This is a genomic window from Anaeromicrobium sediminis (genome assembly GCF_002270055.1).
GTDB lineage: Bacteria > Bacillota > Clostridia > Peptostreptococcales > Thermotaleaceae > Anaeromicrobium > Anaeromicrobium sediminis.
The window spans coordinates 42,039-58,500 of the sequence record NZ_NIBG01000002.1; the positions used below are offsets into that span (position 1 = coordinate 42,039).

The window sequence follows — 16,462 nt, forward strand, 5'->3', positions numbered from 1 at the left end:
TTTGAGACCAAAGAATATTTAAGTATAAATTTAAATAATGATAATGTTCAAGTTAAAGTTATAGGTTAAGAAGAACATTAATTAAAGATTAGTATAAAAGAGGATAAAACCTCTTTTTTTTTACCATAATTTATTGGAACATTAAAATTTTATGAAGATTTTGTAAAGAATAAAGGGATATGTAATTGCATATGGAACAATATATAAAGTTTATTTTTAAGTAGAGGTAGAGAAACTATGAAAAAGGATGTATTTACAAAGACCGAGTTAATTTTAGTTTTTTTCATAATAGTACTTTCTGTAGGAGTAGTATTGTATTTAGGAAAGTCCCTATTATATGGATTTATCATTAGTAACTTATTAGTTGGATTACTTCTTCATAGGAAGAAGTATGATTTAATAAAATTATATAAGAAAGTTATTAGGGAAATGTTAGAGTACAAGAAGCTATATTTATTTATACTTTTAATTGGAGCAAATGTATCCATATGGCTTTTATCTGGAGTTGTACCTACTATTATGTATTATGGATTTGAGTATATGAAGGGATTGAACTTTTTGTTCATGTCCTTTTTAATCATATCCTTCATGTCCGTATTTATAGGAAGCGCTATAGGAACTATAGGAACTGTAGGTGTGGCCATATTAGGTGTGGCTAAGGGCTTTGGTGTACCCATGGGAGTAATCCTTGGTGTGGTTGTATCCGCATCATTTATATCAGATAAGTTATCACCCATATCAGGCATTTTAAATATTAGTATGTATGTGATAGATGCCAAGTATAAGGATATGATGAAGAGGATGATGACTACCTTTTTACCCGTGTATATAATAACTTTAATTATCTATTATTATATGGGAACTAAGTATGGTGTTTCTAATGTGGATAATATAGTTATGTATCAAGAGAGTATTAAAAATGGATTTAATATATCTCCCTATTTATTTTTGTTTCCCCTATGTATGTTAGTTTTATCTGTCCTTGGAATAGATCTATTAGGCATTGTATTAATAGGTTTACTAGGAGGAAGTCTAGTTAGTTTCTATATGCAGGGGGTGGCGTTTAAAGATATATTGTATACCATGTATAAGGGATATAGTTCCGATTCATTAGGAATACTTTCTGATGTTCTAAAAAGTGGTGGATTGTATTCTATGATAGAGGTAGTTTGTATAGTAGTTATGGTAGTCACATTAGGTGAGGTTTTAAGAAAGAGTGGTATTATAGATGAACTCTTTAATATTATCATAGTTAAGATAAAGAGTCCTAGAAGTGCCGTATTAGGGGCCTCTCTTACTAGTATGCTAATTACTTTAATAACCTGCGATCAGACTATGGGTATAGTTATTACTAGTAAGGTATTTAAAGAAAAGTTTGAAGAATTTCATATGGATAAGGAAGTATTAGGTAGGGTCATATCTGATACGGGAACTGTAATAGCTCCCATTATACCTATTAATATAAATGCCCTTATTATACTTGGTGTAACGGGCATATCAGCCCTGGAATATGCTCCCTATGCAGTACTTTGTTATCTATTTCCTTTAATAACTTTAATGGGTGCATTTTTAATCAAATGGAAAGTAAGAACATATAATTAAATAGGAAAAAATAAAGTTATTGTCTTTTGAAAATGAGAGGTTTATAATTAATTATCAATAAAATCCAATAAAGAAATGAGGACTGGGAATGTGCGTTTACTACTTGTAGGATGTGGATGCGTTGGAGAAGTTGTTGGAAAATTTTTAGAGGAAAGAAGTAGAGATTCCAACTGGCTTGAGTCTATTGTATTTGCCGATTATGATTATGAAAAGGCCAAGGAAATGACAGAGTTTTACAAAGGCTCAAAAGTTAAGGCTTATGGAGAGGGCCTAGATGCGTCTAACAAAGATCAATTAAGAGGGATTATTAAAAAATATGATTGTGATTGTTTATTTGATGCTTCACCTCCATTTTTAGCAGAGACCTTATTTGATGTGGCCCATGAGATGAATGTTGATTTTTTAAATATGGGAACTTGGTCTTTACCTAAGTTTGATATTAAAGAATCAATGGAGGCTAAAAAGGTATATGATCCCTTCATGACAGATCATAATTTTAATGCCCATGACAAATGGATGAAAAATGGTAAGACGGCCATAATATGTGTTGGGATAGATCCAGGAGTTGTAAATGTATTTGCCAAATTTGCAGCACAGCACTTGTTTGATGAATTACATGAACTTCATGTGAAGGATGGTTGTAATATCAGTAAGAAAAATAATGAAGATGATTTGGCCTTTGGATTTAATGTATGGACTATATTAGATGAGTGTTTAAATCCAAGTGTAGTTTGGGATAAAGACACTGGTTATACAGCCTATCCACCCTTTTCAGGAGAAGAACTGTTTAATTTTCCAGAGGGAATAGGTTATCAAAAAATATACCAAATAGAGCATGAAGAAGTTGTATGTATGCCTAAGTTTTTAAAGGAATATGGTCTTAGGAAATGCACTTATAAAATAGCCCTTGATGATGGGTTAATAGATGCCCTTAAGATGATAGATAAATTAGGAATGAGAAGTTTAAAGGAGATTAATTATAAAAATCAAATGATAAAACCTAGGGATGTGGTGGCAGCCGTATTACCACAGCCTGATAAGATAGATGATAGTTATGAAGGTAAAATGTGTGTGGGAGTTCATTGTAAGGGGATTAAGGATGGACTAAAAAGGGAAATTTTCATATATCAACCCTATGAACAGGAAGAGGCCTTTGAGAGATTTAACAGCCAAGCAGTAGTAGCCCAAACGGCCATAGGAGCAACTATAGCCATAGAGCTACTTGGGCGAGGTATATGGAAAAAGCCAGGAGTATACTCGCCAGAAGCCTTTGATCCTATACCTTATATGAAGCTTATGAATGAAGTTAACTTTAGACATAGTATAGTGGAAATGAACTCTGAATATATGAAAAATAAAAAGTCAGTAGAGATAAATGAAATACTACAAAAGGCAGCACAGCCTGCATTTTAAGGTATTAGTTTAGGGGGGCGACAATTGGAGATAGAGACAAAAGTAGAAGAGAGAAATATGTATAAGGCAAACATGTTTTTGCTAAAGACTATTATATGGCTAATGATAGTTGGATTCTTTACTCCCCAATGGGCACTATTGCCAATAGGTGCCTTTATACCTTGTGCTATTTACTTATATAAAAATAAGGAGAGAAGAAGGGCCATATTGTCTAAGTTTAAATTAATAGACATGAAAACTTACCTCATTCTATTTTTAATATGGATTAGTGTCCTACCAACTAAGTTAAGTGTTATATTTATATTTGAAAAGTTTTGTGGTAGTGAAATGATTGAAGAGCTAATGGATTTTCCCATTGAAAATATGTATGTACTTATTATAAGCACCGTAGTGTTTCCAGCCCTATTTGAAGAATTGGTTATGAGGGGAATTGTCCTTGATGGATATAGGGATAAAAGTATTCATGTGGCAGCCTTTATGAATGGTCTATTATTTGGAATGTTTCATATGAACTTTTTTCAGTTTACCCACACATTCATAGCAGGTATAGTAATGACTTATGTGGTAAGAATAACTGGATCCATATTATCATCCATGTTTATACATTTTACAAACAATGGATTTCCAGAAGTGTTAAATTTATTATCGGAACCATCAACAGACGAGATGGATTTTAATATAAGTAATAATGAACTATTAATTTATTTTATAGTTAGTACTATGGGAATTTTTATGGCTGTTAAATTGATGAAATACTTAAGTAAAAAATATAAAGTGGATATATCCTTTAAAAATAAAGAAGTATTTTCTAAGGAGAAAATCATAAATGGTCCACTTATAACTATAGGATGTATATTCTTTCTTATGAGTATGCTCATAATGAGTATGTATAGTGGCGCCTAATAATTGGATCATCTAGGGCTAATATTGCTAAAAATAAAGTGATATTAGTCTTTTTTTAGTTAAGAAGAAATTATAGAATGTTACTAAAATAAATGGGTATAATGGTAATAATAGGATAATATTGGGAGGTTTATTATGAAAAAGTTAGTTGTATTTTACTCCTTTGAGGGTAATACCAAGTATATTGCAGAGGGCATTGCTAAAGAGGTAGGTGCAGATTTATTAGAGTTAAAACCGCTAGAAGAGCCTAAAAAAAGTGGGTTTATGAAATATTTCTGGGGTGGAAAGCAAGTAATGACAAAGAAAATACCTGAACTTGAAAGTATTGATAAAAATCCAAATGATTATGATTTAATATATATGGGAACTCCCGTATGGGCATGGTCCTATGCTCCTGCCTTTAGAGCTTTTTTATCTAAGGTTAATATTAAGAATAAGAATATAGCCTTATTCTGCTGCCACGGTGGAGGTAAGGGAAAGGTCTTTGAAAGATTCAAAGAAGATTTAGGTGAAAATAAATATTTAGGCCAAATAGATTTTCAGGATCCACTTAAGAATAATAAAGATAAGGATTTAGAAGAAGCTAAAAAATGGGCTAAGGAAATTAAAGAGAGTATCATATAAAAGGGCATGAGTATGCTCTTTTTTAGTTAGTATGAATAAATGTACAGAATTTTCAATAAATTATAAATATATGACATTTTTTACTAGATTTATGAGTGTATATCTGTTAAAATAGAAAAAATAAAAAGAAGGAGGAGTGCGTAGTGGAATATGGATTTTTAACTATACTGCCCCCGATTATAGCCATTGCCTTGGCTATTCGATCGAAACAAGTATTTATATCCTTGTTTGCGGGGATTTATGTGGCAGAACTTATTTTGGCAGACTGGAACTTTATAACCGCATTAAATGAATCTTTATCAGGAATTGTAGTAATATTTCAGGAAGGATGGATAACAAAGACCATATTGTTTTCATTCTTAGTAGGAGGAATCATAACTTTAATACAGGCATCTGGTGGAGTGGCTGGATTTGTTGAGTTTTTGACAGAAAAGAGAAAGACTGTAAAAAACAGAAAAGGAGCTATGTTATTAGCTTATATTATTGGAATTGTAGTTTTTATAGAATCATCCATAACCATATTAACATCAGGAGTTGTGGCAAGACCACTTACTGACAAGTATAACGTTTCAAGGGAAAAGTTAGCATATATATGTGACTCCACATCAGCACCTGTATGCGGGCTAATTCCTTTAAATGGATGGGGTGCCACATTAATTGGAATTATAGGAGTTCAAGTATCATCAGGAGTAATTTCAGGAAATCCTACAAGCATATTAGCAAAGAGTATACCATATCAGTTTTATTCCATAATAGCAATATTATCAGTACTTTATTATATATTAACTGAGAAGGATTGGGGTCCTATGAAAAAAGCCGAAGAAAGGGCTAGGACTGGAGAAGTTTTAAGAAAGGGAGCTACACCATTAGTTTCTACTGACGCAACGGAAGTACCCGTGAAAGAAGGGGTAACTCCTAACATGTGGAATATGATATTACCATTAATAGTCTTAATCGGAATGATGCCTATTAGTTTGTATATTACTGGTGAAGGAAACATGATGGAAGGATCAGGATCCACATCAGTATACTGGGCAGTAATTGCAGCAGTGGCATTTTGTGGAGTTTTATATATAGGAAAGAAAATCTTAACTTTAAATGAATACATGGATTATCTATATAAAGGTATAGGTGGAATGGTACCTGTAGCATCTATCTTAATATTTGCCTTTGCTATAGGAAATTCTATTTCTGATTTAGGAACAGGACAATACTTGGCAAGCTTAGTGGCAGGAAAAGTAAGTGGAGCCTTTGGTCCAGCTATTATATTCATATTAGGTTGTATAATGGCCTTCTCAACGGGAACTAGTTGGGGAACCTTTGCCATATTAATGCCAATTGCATTACAAATGGCAGTGGCTATGGATGCAAACATTTATGCAAGTATAGGTGCCGTAGTATCAGGTGCCATAATGGGAGATCATTGTTCACCTATTTCTGATACGACCATATTAGCTTCAATGGCATCTGCATCAGATCACATTGATCATGTTAAGACCCAAATACCTTATGCATTACTAAGTTCTGCCATAGCCTTTGTGTTGTATATTGTAGTTGGGTTTATAGGATAGTTTGTTAGTTAGATTTTATTTGTGGAAATTTAAATTATATTTTATTAATAATCTAAAAAGATGGAACCTAGGTTCCGTCTTTTTTTTTGTAGCTTTTTCCAAAAAATATTTTAACATGACCTGAGAGATGATAAAAGGACAATAATCACTATTCTTATAAAAAAGTCATAGTATATAGTGTGATAAGTTAAAATTAAATACAATCATTTGTGGATGTGATTAAAATTGTATATTGAAAATTTTATGAACATACTGAGGAGGCTAATAAATTATGAATCAACAGCCTTATTGGACTAAAGTCGCCGTAAGTGATCGTTGTGTGTCTTCAAGATCATCACCGTGTGAAAAAGATAAAGGACATAAGGTACAACAATTAATAACAGATAAAATTTGTGGAAGGATTCGGCAAAAATGCAATTCCCGTCCCAAAATTATTTGGAAAGGAATTAGAGTAACAACATCAGGGACAATCAAAGTAACTAATACATCTGATTGCGAAATGAGATTAATAATAAAGAAGGGAACAAAATGTAAAACTTGTATAGAAACTGTGCTGCCAAAGGATGAACTCACTTTGACAATAGGTTTTGTTCGTAGTATTGCAGTAAAGTGCTGTGGACCTGAAGAAGATCAGGTATGTTCAGGTTGCTTTACGTTAATTGTACATTACCCTTTTAACCCATGCGAAAAGGAGGATTGTTGTTGTTGTTGTGAATGGTGCTAAGCTAATTCTTAAACAAAGAGAATATTTAAAGACAAAATCATATTCATAGGATCCGTCTCGTATTTAATTGGGGCGGATTTATTTTTTTTAGAAAGAAGATCATGGAGGTATAAGGATGAGACCTTCATATAAGAGTTAGGATTTAGGACAAGATAATATTATTTTTACTACCATGTAACCATTTAGTCCTATGGGACATATATTACAGTAGAAGAAGGAACAACCTATCTACTTCTTCCAAAGAGAATATAAGAGAGGGACCATTTGATCACCACAAGACAATTATTGTTTTGTAAGTGATAACCTATTCTTATAAATAGAAGTATACTAAAATTTATTAATAATTCATATTTCAAAATAATAAGTTAGGAGATGAGAATCTTGGGTATATGTTCACCTCGAGAAAGAGTAACCAATTTAATAAAAAAATGCTTTACGCCTGATTGTGGTGAGAATGAAATAATATGGATGGCAAACGGGTTAGTAAATCCATGTGCTACTATAGTATTTAATTTTACTAAAGCTTGTTCTGCAGGCGGAACAATTCAAATTACCTTGACTAGAAATAATGGAACTACCAGAGTAATTACGTTAAACCAAGGTGAGTCGCGAGCAATAACTATAGATGGAATTGACGAGATTGAAGTTATGTGTAGTGGTAATGCTGATCAAGGTACCTGTGCAATTAACATGTGCATGATAATTCATTATGATCGTTGCTAATAAAGTAGCGATTTTATCGGATAGTTAAGATATAAATAATTATTAAAGGAGATGAGTTTATTTATGAATTCATACTGTGAACAAAGCTGTATATGTTGTAGTGACAAAGTGATAGATAAAGACTGCTTTGAACAATGCTATACATTTTCAAGTCTAGATAGTACTTTCAATAGTGCTCAAATACTATGGGAAGCGGATGGAGTCTCAAATCCTTCTGGAACATTAGCTTTAGAAGTCACTGCAATTAGTCCTGCCGCTGCTACTATAGCTCTATTTTTAAATGGTGAAATGACAGCAGTAGATACATTAGATCTTGATGATTCAGTTGTTATAACTTCAAATGACCTTGATGAAATTTCAATTGCTGCAGGTCAGGATGATGTAGAAGTTACAGTAGACTTATGTGTAGATGTTAGTTATCAATGTTGCTAGGCTTTAATCAGGTAAATAGGGGTAGTTAAGAGTAAAAGTATATATGTAGTAATTAAGAAAATACTAGGCATATTGTGAGTTTTTAAATTCATAATATGCCTTTTCAATTATATTTTTATTTAGGTAGAATTATTTAATAAATGAAGATGTTACAGTAAATTTACGTGTAACTGTTAGTTATAATGCTGCTAGGATAATTTTCTAAGTAATATATCTTAAAAAATAAATTTTCATAAGAGATAATTCTGTAGGTGTGTGTACAAAGAATCATCTCTTGTCTAAAGTAGTGAAAGTATACATATCTAAAAAGTCTCATGAACGTTAGGTTTTATTTAGATTCATCTTCACTTTATCTAAATTACAAAGTAGCTGAATAGTAACCATATATGCCTATGGTGCATAGCCTATAGTAACAGAAGAGACGGACAAGCTACTTCTTTTAAATAAAGAATATAAAAGAGGAATGAATCTGATAACTATAGAAAAATTAATGTTTTGCAAGTGAATATACTAATAAAGGAGATGAGTTTATTTATGGGTTCATATTGTGAACAAAGTTGTATATGTTGTCGTGACAAAATAATGGATAAAGACTGCTTTGAACAATGCTATTCGTATACAGGTATAGGTCCTGATATCCCTCGAACGCTATGGGAAGCCGATGGAGTCGTAAGTACTTCTGGAACACTAGTGCTAGAAGTAACGGAACTTACTGATGGGAATTTAGATATACTTTTAAACGGTGTATCACAAGGGTTGACATTAGATCTTAATGATTCAATTGTTATTACATCAGATGTGCTTAATTCAATTGTAATTAGGCCAAGTGCAAGCAATGTAGATGTTACAGTAGATTTATGTTTAAATGTTAGTTACGAATGTTGCTAGGTTTTTATCAGGTGATTAATGACAGTTAAGAATAAAAGTGTATATTTGAATAATTAAGAAAATACTAGGGATGCTAAAATTAAAAAAATTTTAGTATCCCTGTTCATTTATACTTTTATAATTTCATATAAGCACAATTATTTAATAAAAGAATTATATTCTTATTGTGAAAAGAGAGGAAATTTGTACAATTATGTAGAATTACATAAGTTTAGAAGACATTTTAATTATAACTTAAACTTTCGAAAAGCAGACTATTACACCAATATAAAAGGAGGAGGCAGTTCTTTTATACTATGGATAAAATAATATTTTTAATAATTATATGTTTTTCTTTTTTGATTTTTTTCTCCACAATAACTTGTAAAAAACTAAATACAAATATTAAAGTTAGGGGAATTATGTTCTTTGTACCATTTCTTTTATGTATTATTCCATTTGTATTTAATGAAGATGTTTACCTTTCTGAAATGGTCTATATGGCTGAAGTTGTGTTAATGATTTCAATTAGTATATCATTGATTTGTAAATTTCGTAAAAATACATACAGGTGTGTACAAGTAATTATATTTATAGGAACAATATTACTAGCAACTATATTATATAAAATTCAATTAATAGGATTTTTTAATATATCCAACATAATAAAAAACATTTTTATACTTATCTTAATTTCATTTAATATTATCCTCGTAAAGAAAGATGAAAAAATTTTTTGGCAGGCTTTGGTAAATCTATTAATAAGTTATGTATTAATCATATTTAAAGATATAATAATTTTTTCATATATATCAACTTTATTTAAGTTCATGGCATATTTTTATTTTTATATGTATTTCTTTAAAAGAATCAATATTAAGGATAAAAATAAAGAAAAGATTTTATCTAATAAATCTAGTAAGTTAGAATTTGAAAAACAATTATTCCATATGAAACTTCATAATGAAAGGTTATTAAACAAGGCTCAGAAGGATGCGCTTACACAGGCCTATAATAAGACAACCATATTAGATATTATTGGAAAATCTATTAAATTGGAGAAAAGGTTTTCTGTTTTAATGTATGATATAGATAATTTTAAAAAAATAAATGATGTACATGGTCACATAACAGGAGATAAGGCCATTAAGAATCTAGCTTATATTAGTAAGAGAAGCATAAGGGATGTAGATTCTCTAGGTAGATATGGTGGAGATGAGTTTATAATAGTGCTACCAGACATTTCTCATAAGGGGGCTACGTATGTGGCGGAAAGAATAAGGCAGAATGTGAGTTGTGATAGTAATCCTAGGTTTACTATTTCCATAGGTATTTCTTCTTATCCTCATGATGGAAGAACTGTGGATGAACTTATTCAGGTAGCTGATAAGGGATTATATATGTCAAAGGAAAAGGGCAAAAATGCTGTATCCCATGGGGGAGCAATATGAAAATAAAGAAGGGTTTTATGGAATTTTCCATGGAACCTTTTTTCAAAGGGAGTCACTATCAGGCTATAGGTTAAGTATAAGATATTTAAAATAGAAGGTTCATAATTGTTTACATCATAGGATGTTCTGATGATCAACCTTTTCAAAAATTATTGAACTTATTTTCTTTCAGTTTTTAAACTTACCTAAGTTTTTCAGTGGACTCACTTTTTATAGCATCTTTTTTTTCATTCCCATAAGTTAGTAAAAGTTGACTTCTGTCTTTAACAGGAGTCAACTTTTTTAAGTTCTACTGATAATGATACCGATTTCTTTCAAATCTATTAGTTCAAGTAAGATTTTTTTACTACCTGATTTTGATATATTATATTAACAAATTTATAGTTTTTAATTATTTGCATTGGAAATAAAAATAGTATTTCATGTTAGCTAAGTCCCCCAATTTCAACGTTTCTTTAATAACTACAATAGATGGTATTATAAAAAATACAGCAAATACAGTAAGGCTGATGAATGTAGAACTAAATGATTAAATCAACGAAATTAGGATGTTTGCTTGTGATGAATTCAAATTTCTCTACGATGCTTTCAGTACATCTTGCAATTTCATCTTTGTCTAAGTCAAAACCCGAAAGATGAATCTTTAATATAGTATTGGCTATTTGGTGTAAATCATAGCTGATACGTCCATTGTATTTTTGAGTAAGACATGTTTTTTCAGTAGCAATAGTGATGGATAACAGCAGATGTAATGCTTCGTCAGTATAATTTCTTTTATAATAGTCAGCGATATTTTTAACCAATATTTCTGTAGTATAAAATATAGAATCTTCAAAAATACCTTCTTTTAAGGCATCCATAACAAACTTGACAATAGGATCGCTGTAAAGAGTATAGGTATGTAAACGCATCATGACTCCCATAAAAATGGCCGGATTTTTTTCGTCATTAAAATATTGTAATGTAAGATTTTTAATATTGTAGAATATGTCATCATACATCATTTTAGCGATATTGTATTTGTTTTGAAAATAGTAATTAAATAAGCCGGAATTAACCTCTGCAGATTTTGCTATTTCCCGTACAGTTGTATTGTAATAGCCGTTTTTATAAAAATGTTCTTTAGCAGCATTGTATATTTTTAATTCAGTATCGTTCATTTTAACTCACATTCCTTTATTAATAAATATTTTTAACAAATAAGCTAGGATGACATTTAGTATAACATATTTTTACAATGGCAGCTATAAATTGATTTGATTGTTAAATATAAGATTATATAAGCTGTAATAACGATTATATGCATTTGATTTAATATTTTGAAAATTCTTGTCAAATAGGTTGACATGTAGTAAATGCGAATATATAATTATGGTAAATTACACATGTGTAAAACGTGTGTTGCTGCTGGATAAGGTATATATTTTTTGCCTTAATTGTGATACTATTAACAATCCATACTATTAAAATGATGTATTTTACAGTTATTTATGTCCTTGATTACACATGTGTAAATTCTGGAGAGATATTTTGTGAAAATTATAAAGGAGGTTATAATGAATACTTTTGATTTTGACGTAATTGTAATAGGATCAGGAAGTGGTGGAACAGCTTGTGCTTTGAGATGTGCTGACAATGGAAAAAAAGTTCTTTTAGTTGATAAACGAGGTAAGGATGGACCAGGAGGAACTTGTGTTAATAGGGGATGTATTCCTACAAAAGCTTTGCTTCGTAGTGTTCGTGCTTTAGAAGACATTAAAAAAGCAAAAAAATTTGGAATTGAAGTTAAAGACTTTGATGTGAACTTTAAACGTGTTATGGCTAGTAAAAACAAAATCGTACAGCAATTAAATTTTGGATTAAAGCAATTTGTAATTGGCGGAAGGGATAACATTGAACTTCGTGTAGGTACAAAAGCTGAAATCTTAGATGGTCATAGAGTTAAATTGACAGGTAAAGATGGTGTTCAGGAAGTAACTGCTAAAGATGGTATTGTTATTTCAACAGGATCAGAGCCAAGTATGATTCCAGCTTTTAATATTGATAGAAAGAATGTTTTTACTTCTGATGAAGCATTAACCCTTAAGGAAGTGCCAAAAGATATGGTTGTAATTGGTGCAGGGGCTATAGGAATTGAAATGTCTACAATCTATAATGCTATGGGTTGTAAGGTAACTATTATTGAAGCGGCTAAAGATGTTTCACCACTTTTACAAGATGCTAGTATGAGTAAACTAGTGGCAGAACATCTAGAAAAAGAAGGAATTACAGTTTTGACAGATGTTAAGATTGAAAAAGTTGAGATTGTTGAAGACAAAAAAGTAAAAAGTTATTTAAACAATGGTGAAATATTAGAGACAGAAAATGTCTTAGTAGGTATAGGTCGTACAAGTAATATTTATGATTTAGGTCTTGAAAACGTTGCCGAAGTTAAGATTGAAAGAGGTAAAATTGTTATCAATGAACATATGCAGACGGGTGTCAAAAGTATCTATGCAGTTGGAGATATTGTAGCAGGTCCACAGCTTTCTCATAAAGCACAGAATGAAGGCGTTATTGCGGCAGAAAATATTTGTGGTAACAAAGTAACCCTTGATTATAGTGTACTACCATGGATTATATTTGGAGTTCCTGAAATAGCTAAAGTAGGATTATCTGAAGATGAAGCAAGAGAACGAGGCATTCATGTACTTACAGGATATATTCAAATGAGTGCTAATGAAAAAGCAGCCACTATGCAAGAGACAGTTGGTGCTATGAAAATGACTATTGATAAAGATTCTAGAAAGATTATTGGTGCAATTTTATACTGTACAGAAGCTAGCTCCCTTATTGGAGAACTTGCTATGTGCATTAAGAAGGGCACCACTGTTGAGGAGATGGCAACAACCATTCATGCCCATCCAACATTAACAGAAGCTGTTATGGAGTGTGCTAAGAAAGCCCTTGGCACAGCATTTCATAAATAAAAGAAACACATAAAAAATGGAGGAAAGAAAATGGAAATCATTATTTCAAGTGAAGTTAAAGATTTGATGAGTGAGCGAGGAGTTGCTAAAGAAGACGTTCAGGCTGTAATAGAAAAGGCTGAAGCAGAAAAGACATTTTTAATTGCTGAAGATGAAAGTATTCTAGCGAAAGCACGTTTAGACAATTTTTGTCCATATGTTGCTTACGAAAAAGATGGAGAAACATATACGATCAAGACTGTATATGCCCACCGCGTTCTATTAGGACACGAATTTGAGTAAAAGTATTAAGCAAGTTTTTGAAATACGTGATTTGAGATTTTGGAGGTGAAAAGAATGTATAAGTGTGGTAAATGTAATGTTGAAATGGAAGAAGAATTTGATATTCAAATGAAATATCAAGATATAGATTTACCAGAAGCAGAAGGGTTAAGATGTTCTGTATGCGGAATTGAGTTTTTGGAAGAAAGTGTTGTTGTAGATGAATTAAATGGATCTGAAACTATGCTTGAAAGCAAATAAGTATTAGAAAGTAAAGATATATAATGTATCTTTATAAATAGATCAAGGGGGGATAATATGTCAATTTTAAAAGACTTTCAAACTGTTGCCAATGAGAGACCAGCTGAGCTTAGAAAAGCTAAAGATGAGGGAAAAAAGGTCATTGAATACATTGGACAATATGTACCAGAAGAAATGATTTATGCTGCAGGTGCAGAACCATATTTCATGATTAAAGGTGGAGAGCCTGAGCCACCAGATGCTGTACTTGAAGATATGTTACGTTTCATGAATCCTTATGCAAGATCATTAGCAGGTTATAACCTAATGGGATTAGACCCTGTAACACCATTTGCAGATTTAATTGTTGCACAACAGTTAGATTGTCATGTTGGGCGTATTTCAGAGTTAATGGAATTCCACGGATTACCCGTTTATAAAGTGGGTGTTCCTGTTGAATGGAAGAAAGATTTTGCTAGAAAATATTTTAAGCGTTCTTTAGAAAAATTAAAGAAACGTCTTGAAGATGAAACAGGAAACGAAATCACTAATGAAGTATTAAAAGCTGAAGTTGAAAAATCTAATAAAATTAGAAAAGTGATTAGAGAACTTGATGAATTAAGAAAAGAAGATAATCCTAAAATTAGCGGTCATGATTTTATTAAACTTAATCATTTTACATATAAGGCTAGACCAGAAGTAGCTCTTGACTATCTTGAAAAATTCTATGAAGAAGCTAAAACTTCTGAAGGTAACACTGTTAACGGACCACGTATTTTATTTGCAGGTCATATCGTTGCTCAAGGGGATTATACTGTTCCTAGATTAATTGAAGAAGCAGGCGGTAAGATTGTAGCAGACATGTTTGATGATGGCCTTCGTTGGTATAGAAATGATATTGCCACAGAAGGGGATATGATTGAGAATATTCACCAAGCTAAATATCTTGATAAGATTGCTGTAAATATGTTCCAACCAGCATGGAATGATAGATATGAGTCTCTTATGGAAATTGTTAAAGAATATAAAGTTGACGCAGTAATATGGTATCAATTGTCATTTGATGAAATCTATGACATGGAGCATACTGTACTTGCTAAGCGTTTAAGTGAAGCTGGTATTCCATTACTTAAGTTAGAATCTTCATATGAATACTCAAGAGAAGCAATGGGGCCATTACAAACACGTATTGAAAGTTTCATTGAAGCTGTAAAGGAGGGAAAATAACATGTCAAAAGTTTATAGAGAATTCCTAGAGCTTTGTGCATTTGATGAAAGCGAAATTGAAGAATTACTTCCTCTATGGATTGAAGGATCAAAGAAGCTTGGATTAACAGAAGAAGATGTTGCCTATGCAAAAGATGAATGGATTCCTGAGCATTGGGATATTCAATACTTAGGTATCAGAAAAATGCTTGGTGCATATATTAGGGAAGCAATTGAAATTTCAAAGCTTCATCAATATAAAGAAGATGGTGTTAAAATCGTATATGGAATTATCCCTGCAATCAGTACTAATTATTACGCTATTAAAGCTGCAGGAAAGGATAAAGTATTTGTTACATTCCCTGACATTCATTTAGTAACTATTCTAAACGGTATCTTCCACAAGGTAGATGATTATTTGTATAAAGCTGAAGAAGATGGTATGACTTATGGTTGCCGTCACTGTGCATTAAACAAAACACGTATTGGTGCAAAAGCCAATAACATTATTCCATCACCAGATGTTATCTGGTCATGGGGACTTAATTGTGATGAAGGTCCAAAAACTGATGAGTACATTGCAGGGCTTTACGGTGAAGACTGGAAATATGTTGTTTCTAGAATTCCACATGATACACCATATGGTCATGTTGATGATGAAGATGACGAAAGAGTTGAATATTTAGCTGAAGTATTAAAAGACGGACAAAAGGAAATCGAAAAAATTATCGGTATTGATGTTAGTGATGAACATTTAGCTCAAGCAGTTAAAGATCAAGCTAAATATTCGTTTAAATATAGCCAATTAGTATCATTAGTATGTAAGAGTAACCCCCAGGTTATTCACGGAAGTGCCCTTACAAATTTCGGCCAACCTATGGCTATACCATTTAACTCAGGACAAAAGTATATGGAAGAAGCAATGGATATTATGATTAGAGAATGTAAGAAAGCTCGTAAAGCAGGTACTGGTGTATTACCTAAGGATGCACCAAAACTAGGTTCTTACTTTGTACCATTCGCTGTGCCATGGGTTGATAAAATTTTTGATGAAAATGGTATAGGAACAACATTTAGTTTAACATTTACACCTGCTAAGAGCCAGTTAAAGCCTTCACGCTTTGAAGATCCATTCAAGCAAACAGCAGAAGCTTGGTTAAAGATGTCATTTGGACAAAATATGGGTTATGAAGTAGCCAATATGATTGATAAGGTTGAATCAAATAAACCTTTTGATGGTCTGTTACTTGGATTCTTTGACTTTGATAGATGGTTAGGAGCTCATCATAAGATGGCTGCTAAGTTAATTGAAAAAGAAACAGGTGTTCCTACTTTCTACATGGAATCTGATTTCTGGGATGATCGTGATTACAGTCCAGAAGCCCTTAGAACACGTATTGAAAGTATTGCACAGGTTATAAAACTTAAGAAAGAAGCAAGTAAGTAATTATTTCAGGCAGTCTGCAGATGTAGGCT

16 protein-coding genes are annotated in these 16,462 nt (G+C 31.8%); 15 read left to right on the forward strand and 1 reads right to left on the reverse strand.

Annotated elements, in window-relative coordinates; all coding sequences use genetic code 11:
• The first annotated feature begins 237 nt into the window (after positions 1–237).
• From CCE28_RS03130 to CCE28_RS03175, 10 genes are all read left to right on the forward strand, one after another.
• Complete coding sequence (locus CCE28_RS03130; RefSeq protein WP_095130905.1) at positions 238–1,602, forward strand: Na+/H+ antiporter NhaC family protein; 1,365 nt, start codon at positions 238–240, stop codon at positions 1,600–1,602.
• 90 nt (positions 1,603–1,692) lie between these two features.
• Positions 1,693–3,015 (forward strand): saccharopine dehydrogenase family protein, encoded by a 1,323-nt coding sequence (locus CCE28_RS03135; protein WP_242972878.1) that lies wholly within the window; start codon positions 1,693–1,695, stop codon positions 3,013–3,015.
• 24 nt (positions 3,016–3,039) lie between these two features.
• A complete protein-coding gene (locus CCE28_RS03140) occupies positions 3,040–3,918 on the forward strand; it encodes a CPBP family intramembrane glutamic endopeptidase (protein ID WP_095130909.1) in 879 nt (292 codons plus the stop codon).
• 135 nt (positions 3,919–4,053) lie between these two features.
• Entirely contained in the window at positions 4,054–4,542 is a 489-nt protein-coding gene (locus CCE28_RS03145) for a flavodoxin family protein (protein WP_095130911.1), read from the forward strand.
• Positions 4,543–4,685: 143 nt separating this feature from the next.
• Entirely contained in the window at positions 4,686–6,113 is a 1,428-nt protein-coding gene (locus CCE28_RS03150; RefSeq protein WP_095130914.1) for a Na+/H+ antiporter NhaC family protein, read from the forward strand.
• Positions 6,114–6,384: 271 nt separating this feature from the next.
• Complete coding sequence (locus tag CCE28_RS03155; protein ID WP_095130916.1) at positions 6,385–6,837, forward strand: S-Ena type endospore appendage; 453 nt, start codon at positions 6,385–6,387, stop codon at positions 6,835–6,837.
• 381 nt (positions 6,838–7,218) lie between these two features.
• A complete protein-coding gene (locus CCE28_RS03160) occupies positions 7,219–7,560 on the forward strand; it encodes a DUF3992 domain-containing protein (RefSeq protein ID WP_176461636.1) in 342 nt (113 codons plus the stop codon).
• Positions 7,561–7,623: 63 nt separating this feature from the next.
• The gene (locus tag CCE28_RS03165; protein WP_095130920.1) at positions 7,624–7,992 is read left to right on the forward strand and encodes an S-Ena type endospore appendage; all 369 of its coding nucleotides are present in this window, start codon (positions 7,624–7,626) and stop codon (positions 7,990–7,992) included.
• 501 nt (positions 7,993–8,493) lie between these two features.
• Entirely contained in the window at positions 8,494–8,880 is a 387-nt protein-coding gene (locus CCE28_RS03170; protein WP_141228310.1) for an S-Ena type endospore appendage, read from the forward strand.
• Positions 8,881–9,605: 725 nt separating this feature from the next.
• Positions 9,606–10,310: a GGDEF domain-containing protein gene (locus tag CCE28_RS03175; RefSeq protein WP_207652846.1), complete on the forward strand. Its 705-nt coding sequence runs from the start codon at positions 9,606–9,608 to the stop codon at positions 10,308–10,310.
• A 521-nt stretch (positions 10,311–10,831) separates the two neighbouring features.
• On the opposite strand, the gene CCE28_RS03180 is transcribed toward CCE28_RS03175, so the two are convergent.
• Entirely contained in the window at positions 10,832–11,470 is a 639-nt protein-coding gene (locus CCE28_RS03180) for a TetR/AcrR family transcriptional regulator (protein WP_095130926.1), read from the reverse strand.
• 396 nt (positions 11,471–11,866) lie between these two features.
• On the opposite strand from CCE28_RS03180, the gene lpdA reads away from it, so the two are divergent.
• The 5 genes from lpdA (at position 11,867) to CCE28_RS03205 (ending at position 16,433) form a co-directional block, all read left to right on the forward strand.
• Positions 11,867–13,279: a dihydrolipoyl dehydrogenase gene (lpdA, locus tag CCE28_RS03185; RefSeq protein WP_095130928.1), complete on the forward strand. Its 1,413-nt coding sequence runs from the start codon at positions 11,867–11,869 to the stop codon at positions 13,277–13,279.
• 30 nt (positions 13,280–13,309) lie between these two features.
• The gene (locus CCE28_RS03190; protein WP_095130930.1) at positions 13,310–13,561 is read left to right on the forward strand and encodes a hypothetical protein; all 252 of its coding nucleotides are present in this window, start codon (positions 13,310–13,312) and stop codon (positions 13,559–13,561) included.
• A 54-nt stretch (positions 13,562–13,615) separates the two neighbouring features.
• Positions 13,616–13,801, forward strand: a complete 186-nt coding sequence (locus CCE28_RS03195) for a DUF7479 domain-containing protein (RefSeq protein ID WP_095130932.1) — start codon at positions 13,616–13,618, stop codon at positions 13,799–13,801.
• A 57-nt stretch (positions 13,802–13,858) separates the two neighbouring features.
• Positions 13,859–15,007, forward strand: a complete 1,149-nt coding sequence (locus CCE28_RS03200) for a 2-hydroxyacyl-CoA dehydratase subunit D (protein WP_095130934.1) — start codon at positions 13,859–13,861, stop codon at positions 15,005–15,007.
• A gap of 184 nt (positions 15,008–15,191) precedes the next feature.
• The gene (locus tag CCE28_RS03205; RefSeq protein WP_176461638.1) at positions 15,192–16,433 is read left to right on the forward strand and encodes a 2-hydroxyacyl-CoA dehydratase family protein; all 1,242 of its coding nucleotides are present in this window, start codon (positions 15,192–15,194) and stop codon (positions 16,431–16,433) included.
• Positions 16,434–16,462: the final 29 nt, after the last annotated feature.

Bases quoted from the DNA above. Each gene is read 5' to 3' on its own strand.
- CCE28_RS03180 (WP_095130926.1), bottom strand. From the start codon at position 11,470: ATGAACGATACTGAATTAAAAATATACAATGCTGCTAAAGAACATTTT.
- CCE28_RS03190 (WP_095130930.1), top strand. From the start codon at position 13,310: ATGGAAATCATTATTTCAAGTGAAGTTAAAGATTTGATGAGTGAGCGA.
- CCE28_RS03200 (WP_095130934.1), top strand. From the start codon at position 13,859: ATGTCAATTTTAAAAGACTTTCAAACTGTTGCCAATGAGAGACCAGCT.
- CCE28_RS03195 (WP_095130932.1), top strand. From the start codon at position 13,616: ATGTATAAGTGTGGTAAATGTAATGTTGAAATGGAAGAAGAATTTGAT.
- lpdA (WP_095130928.1), top strand. From the start codon at position 11,867: ATGAATACTTTTGATTTTGACGTAATTGTAATAGGATCAGGAAGTGGT.
- CCE28_RS03130 (WP_095130905.1), top strand. From the start codon at position 238: ATGAAAAAGGATGTATTTACAAAGACCGAGTTAATTTTAGTTTTTTTC.
- CCE28_RS03165 (WP_095130920.1), top strand. From the start codon at position 7,624: ATGAATTCATACTGTGAACAAAGCTGTATATGTTGTAGTGACAAAGTG.
- CCE28_RS03155 (WP_095130916.1), top strand. From the start codon at position 6,385: ATGAATCAACAGCCTTATTGGACTAAAGTCGCCGTAAGTGATCGTTGT.
- CCE28_RS03205 (WP_176461638.1), top strand. From the start codon at position 15,192: ATGCTTGGTGCATATATTAGGGAAGCAATTGAAATTTCAAAGCTTCAT.
- CCE28_RS03145 (WP_095130911.1), top strand. From the start codon at position 4,054: ATGAAAAAGTTAGTTGTATTTTACTCCTTTGAGGGTAATACCAAGTAT.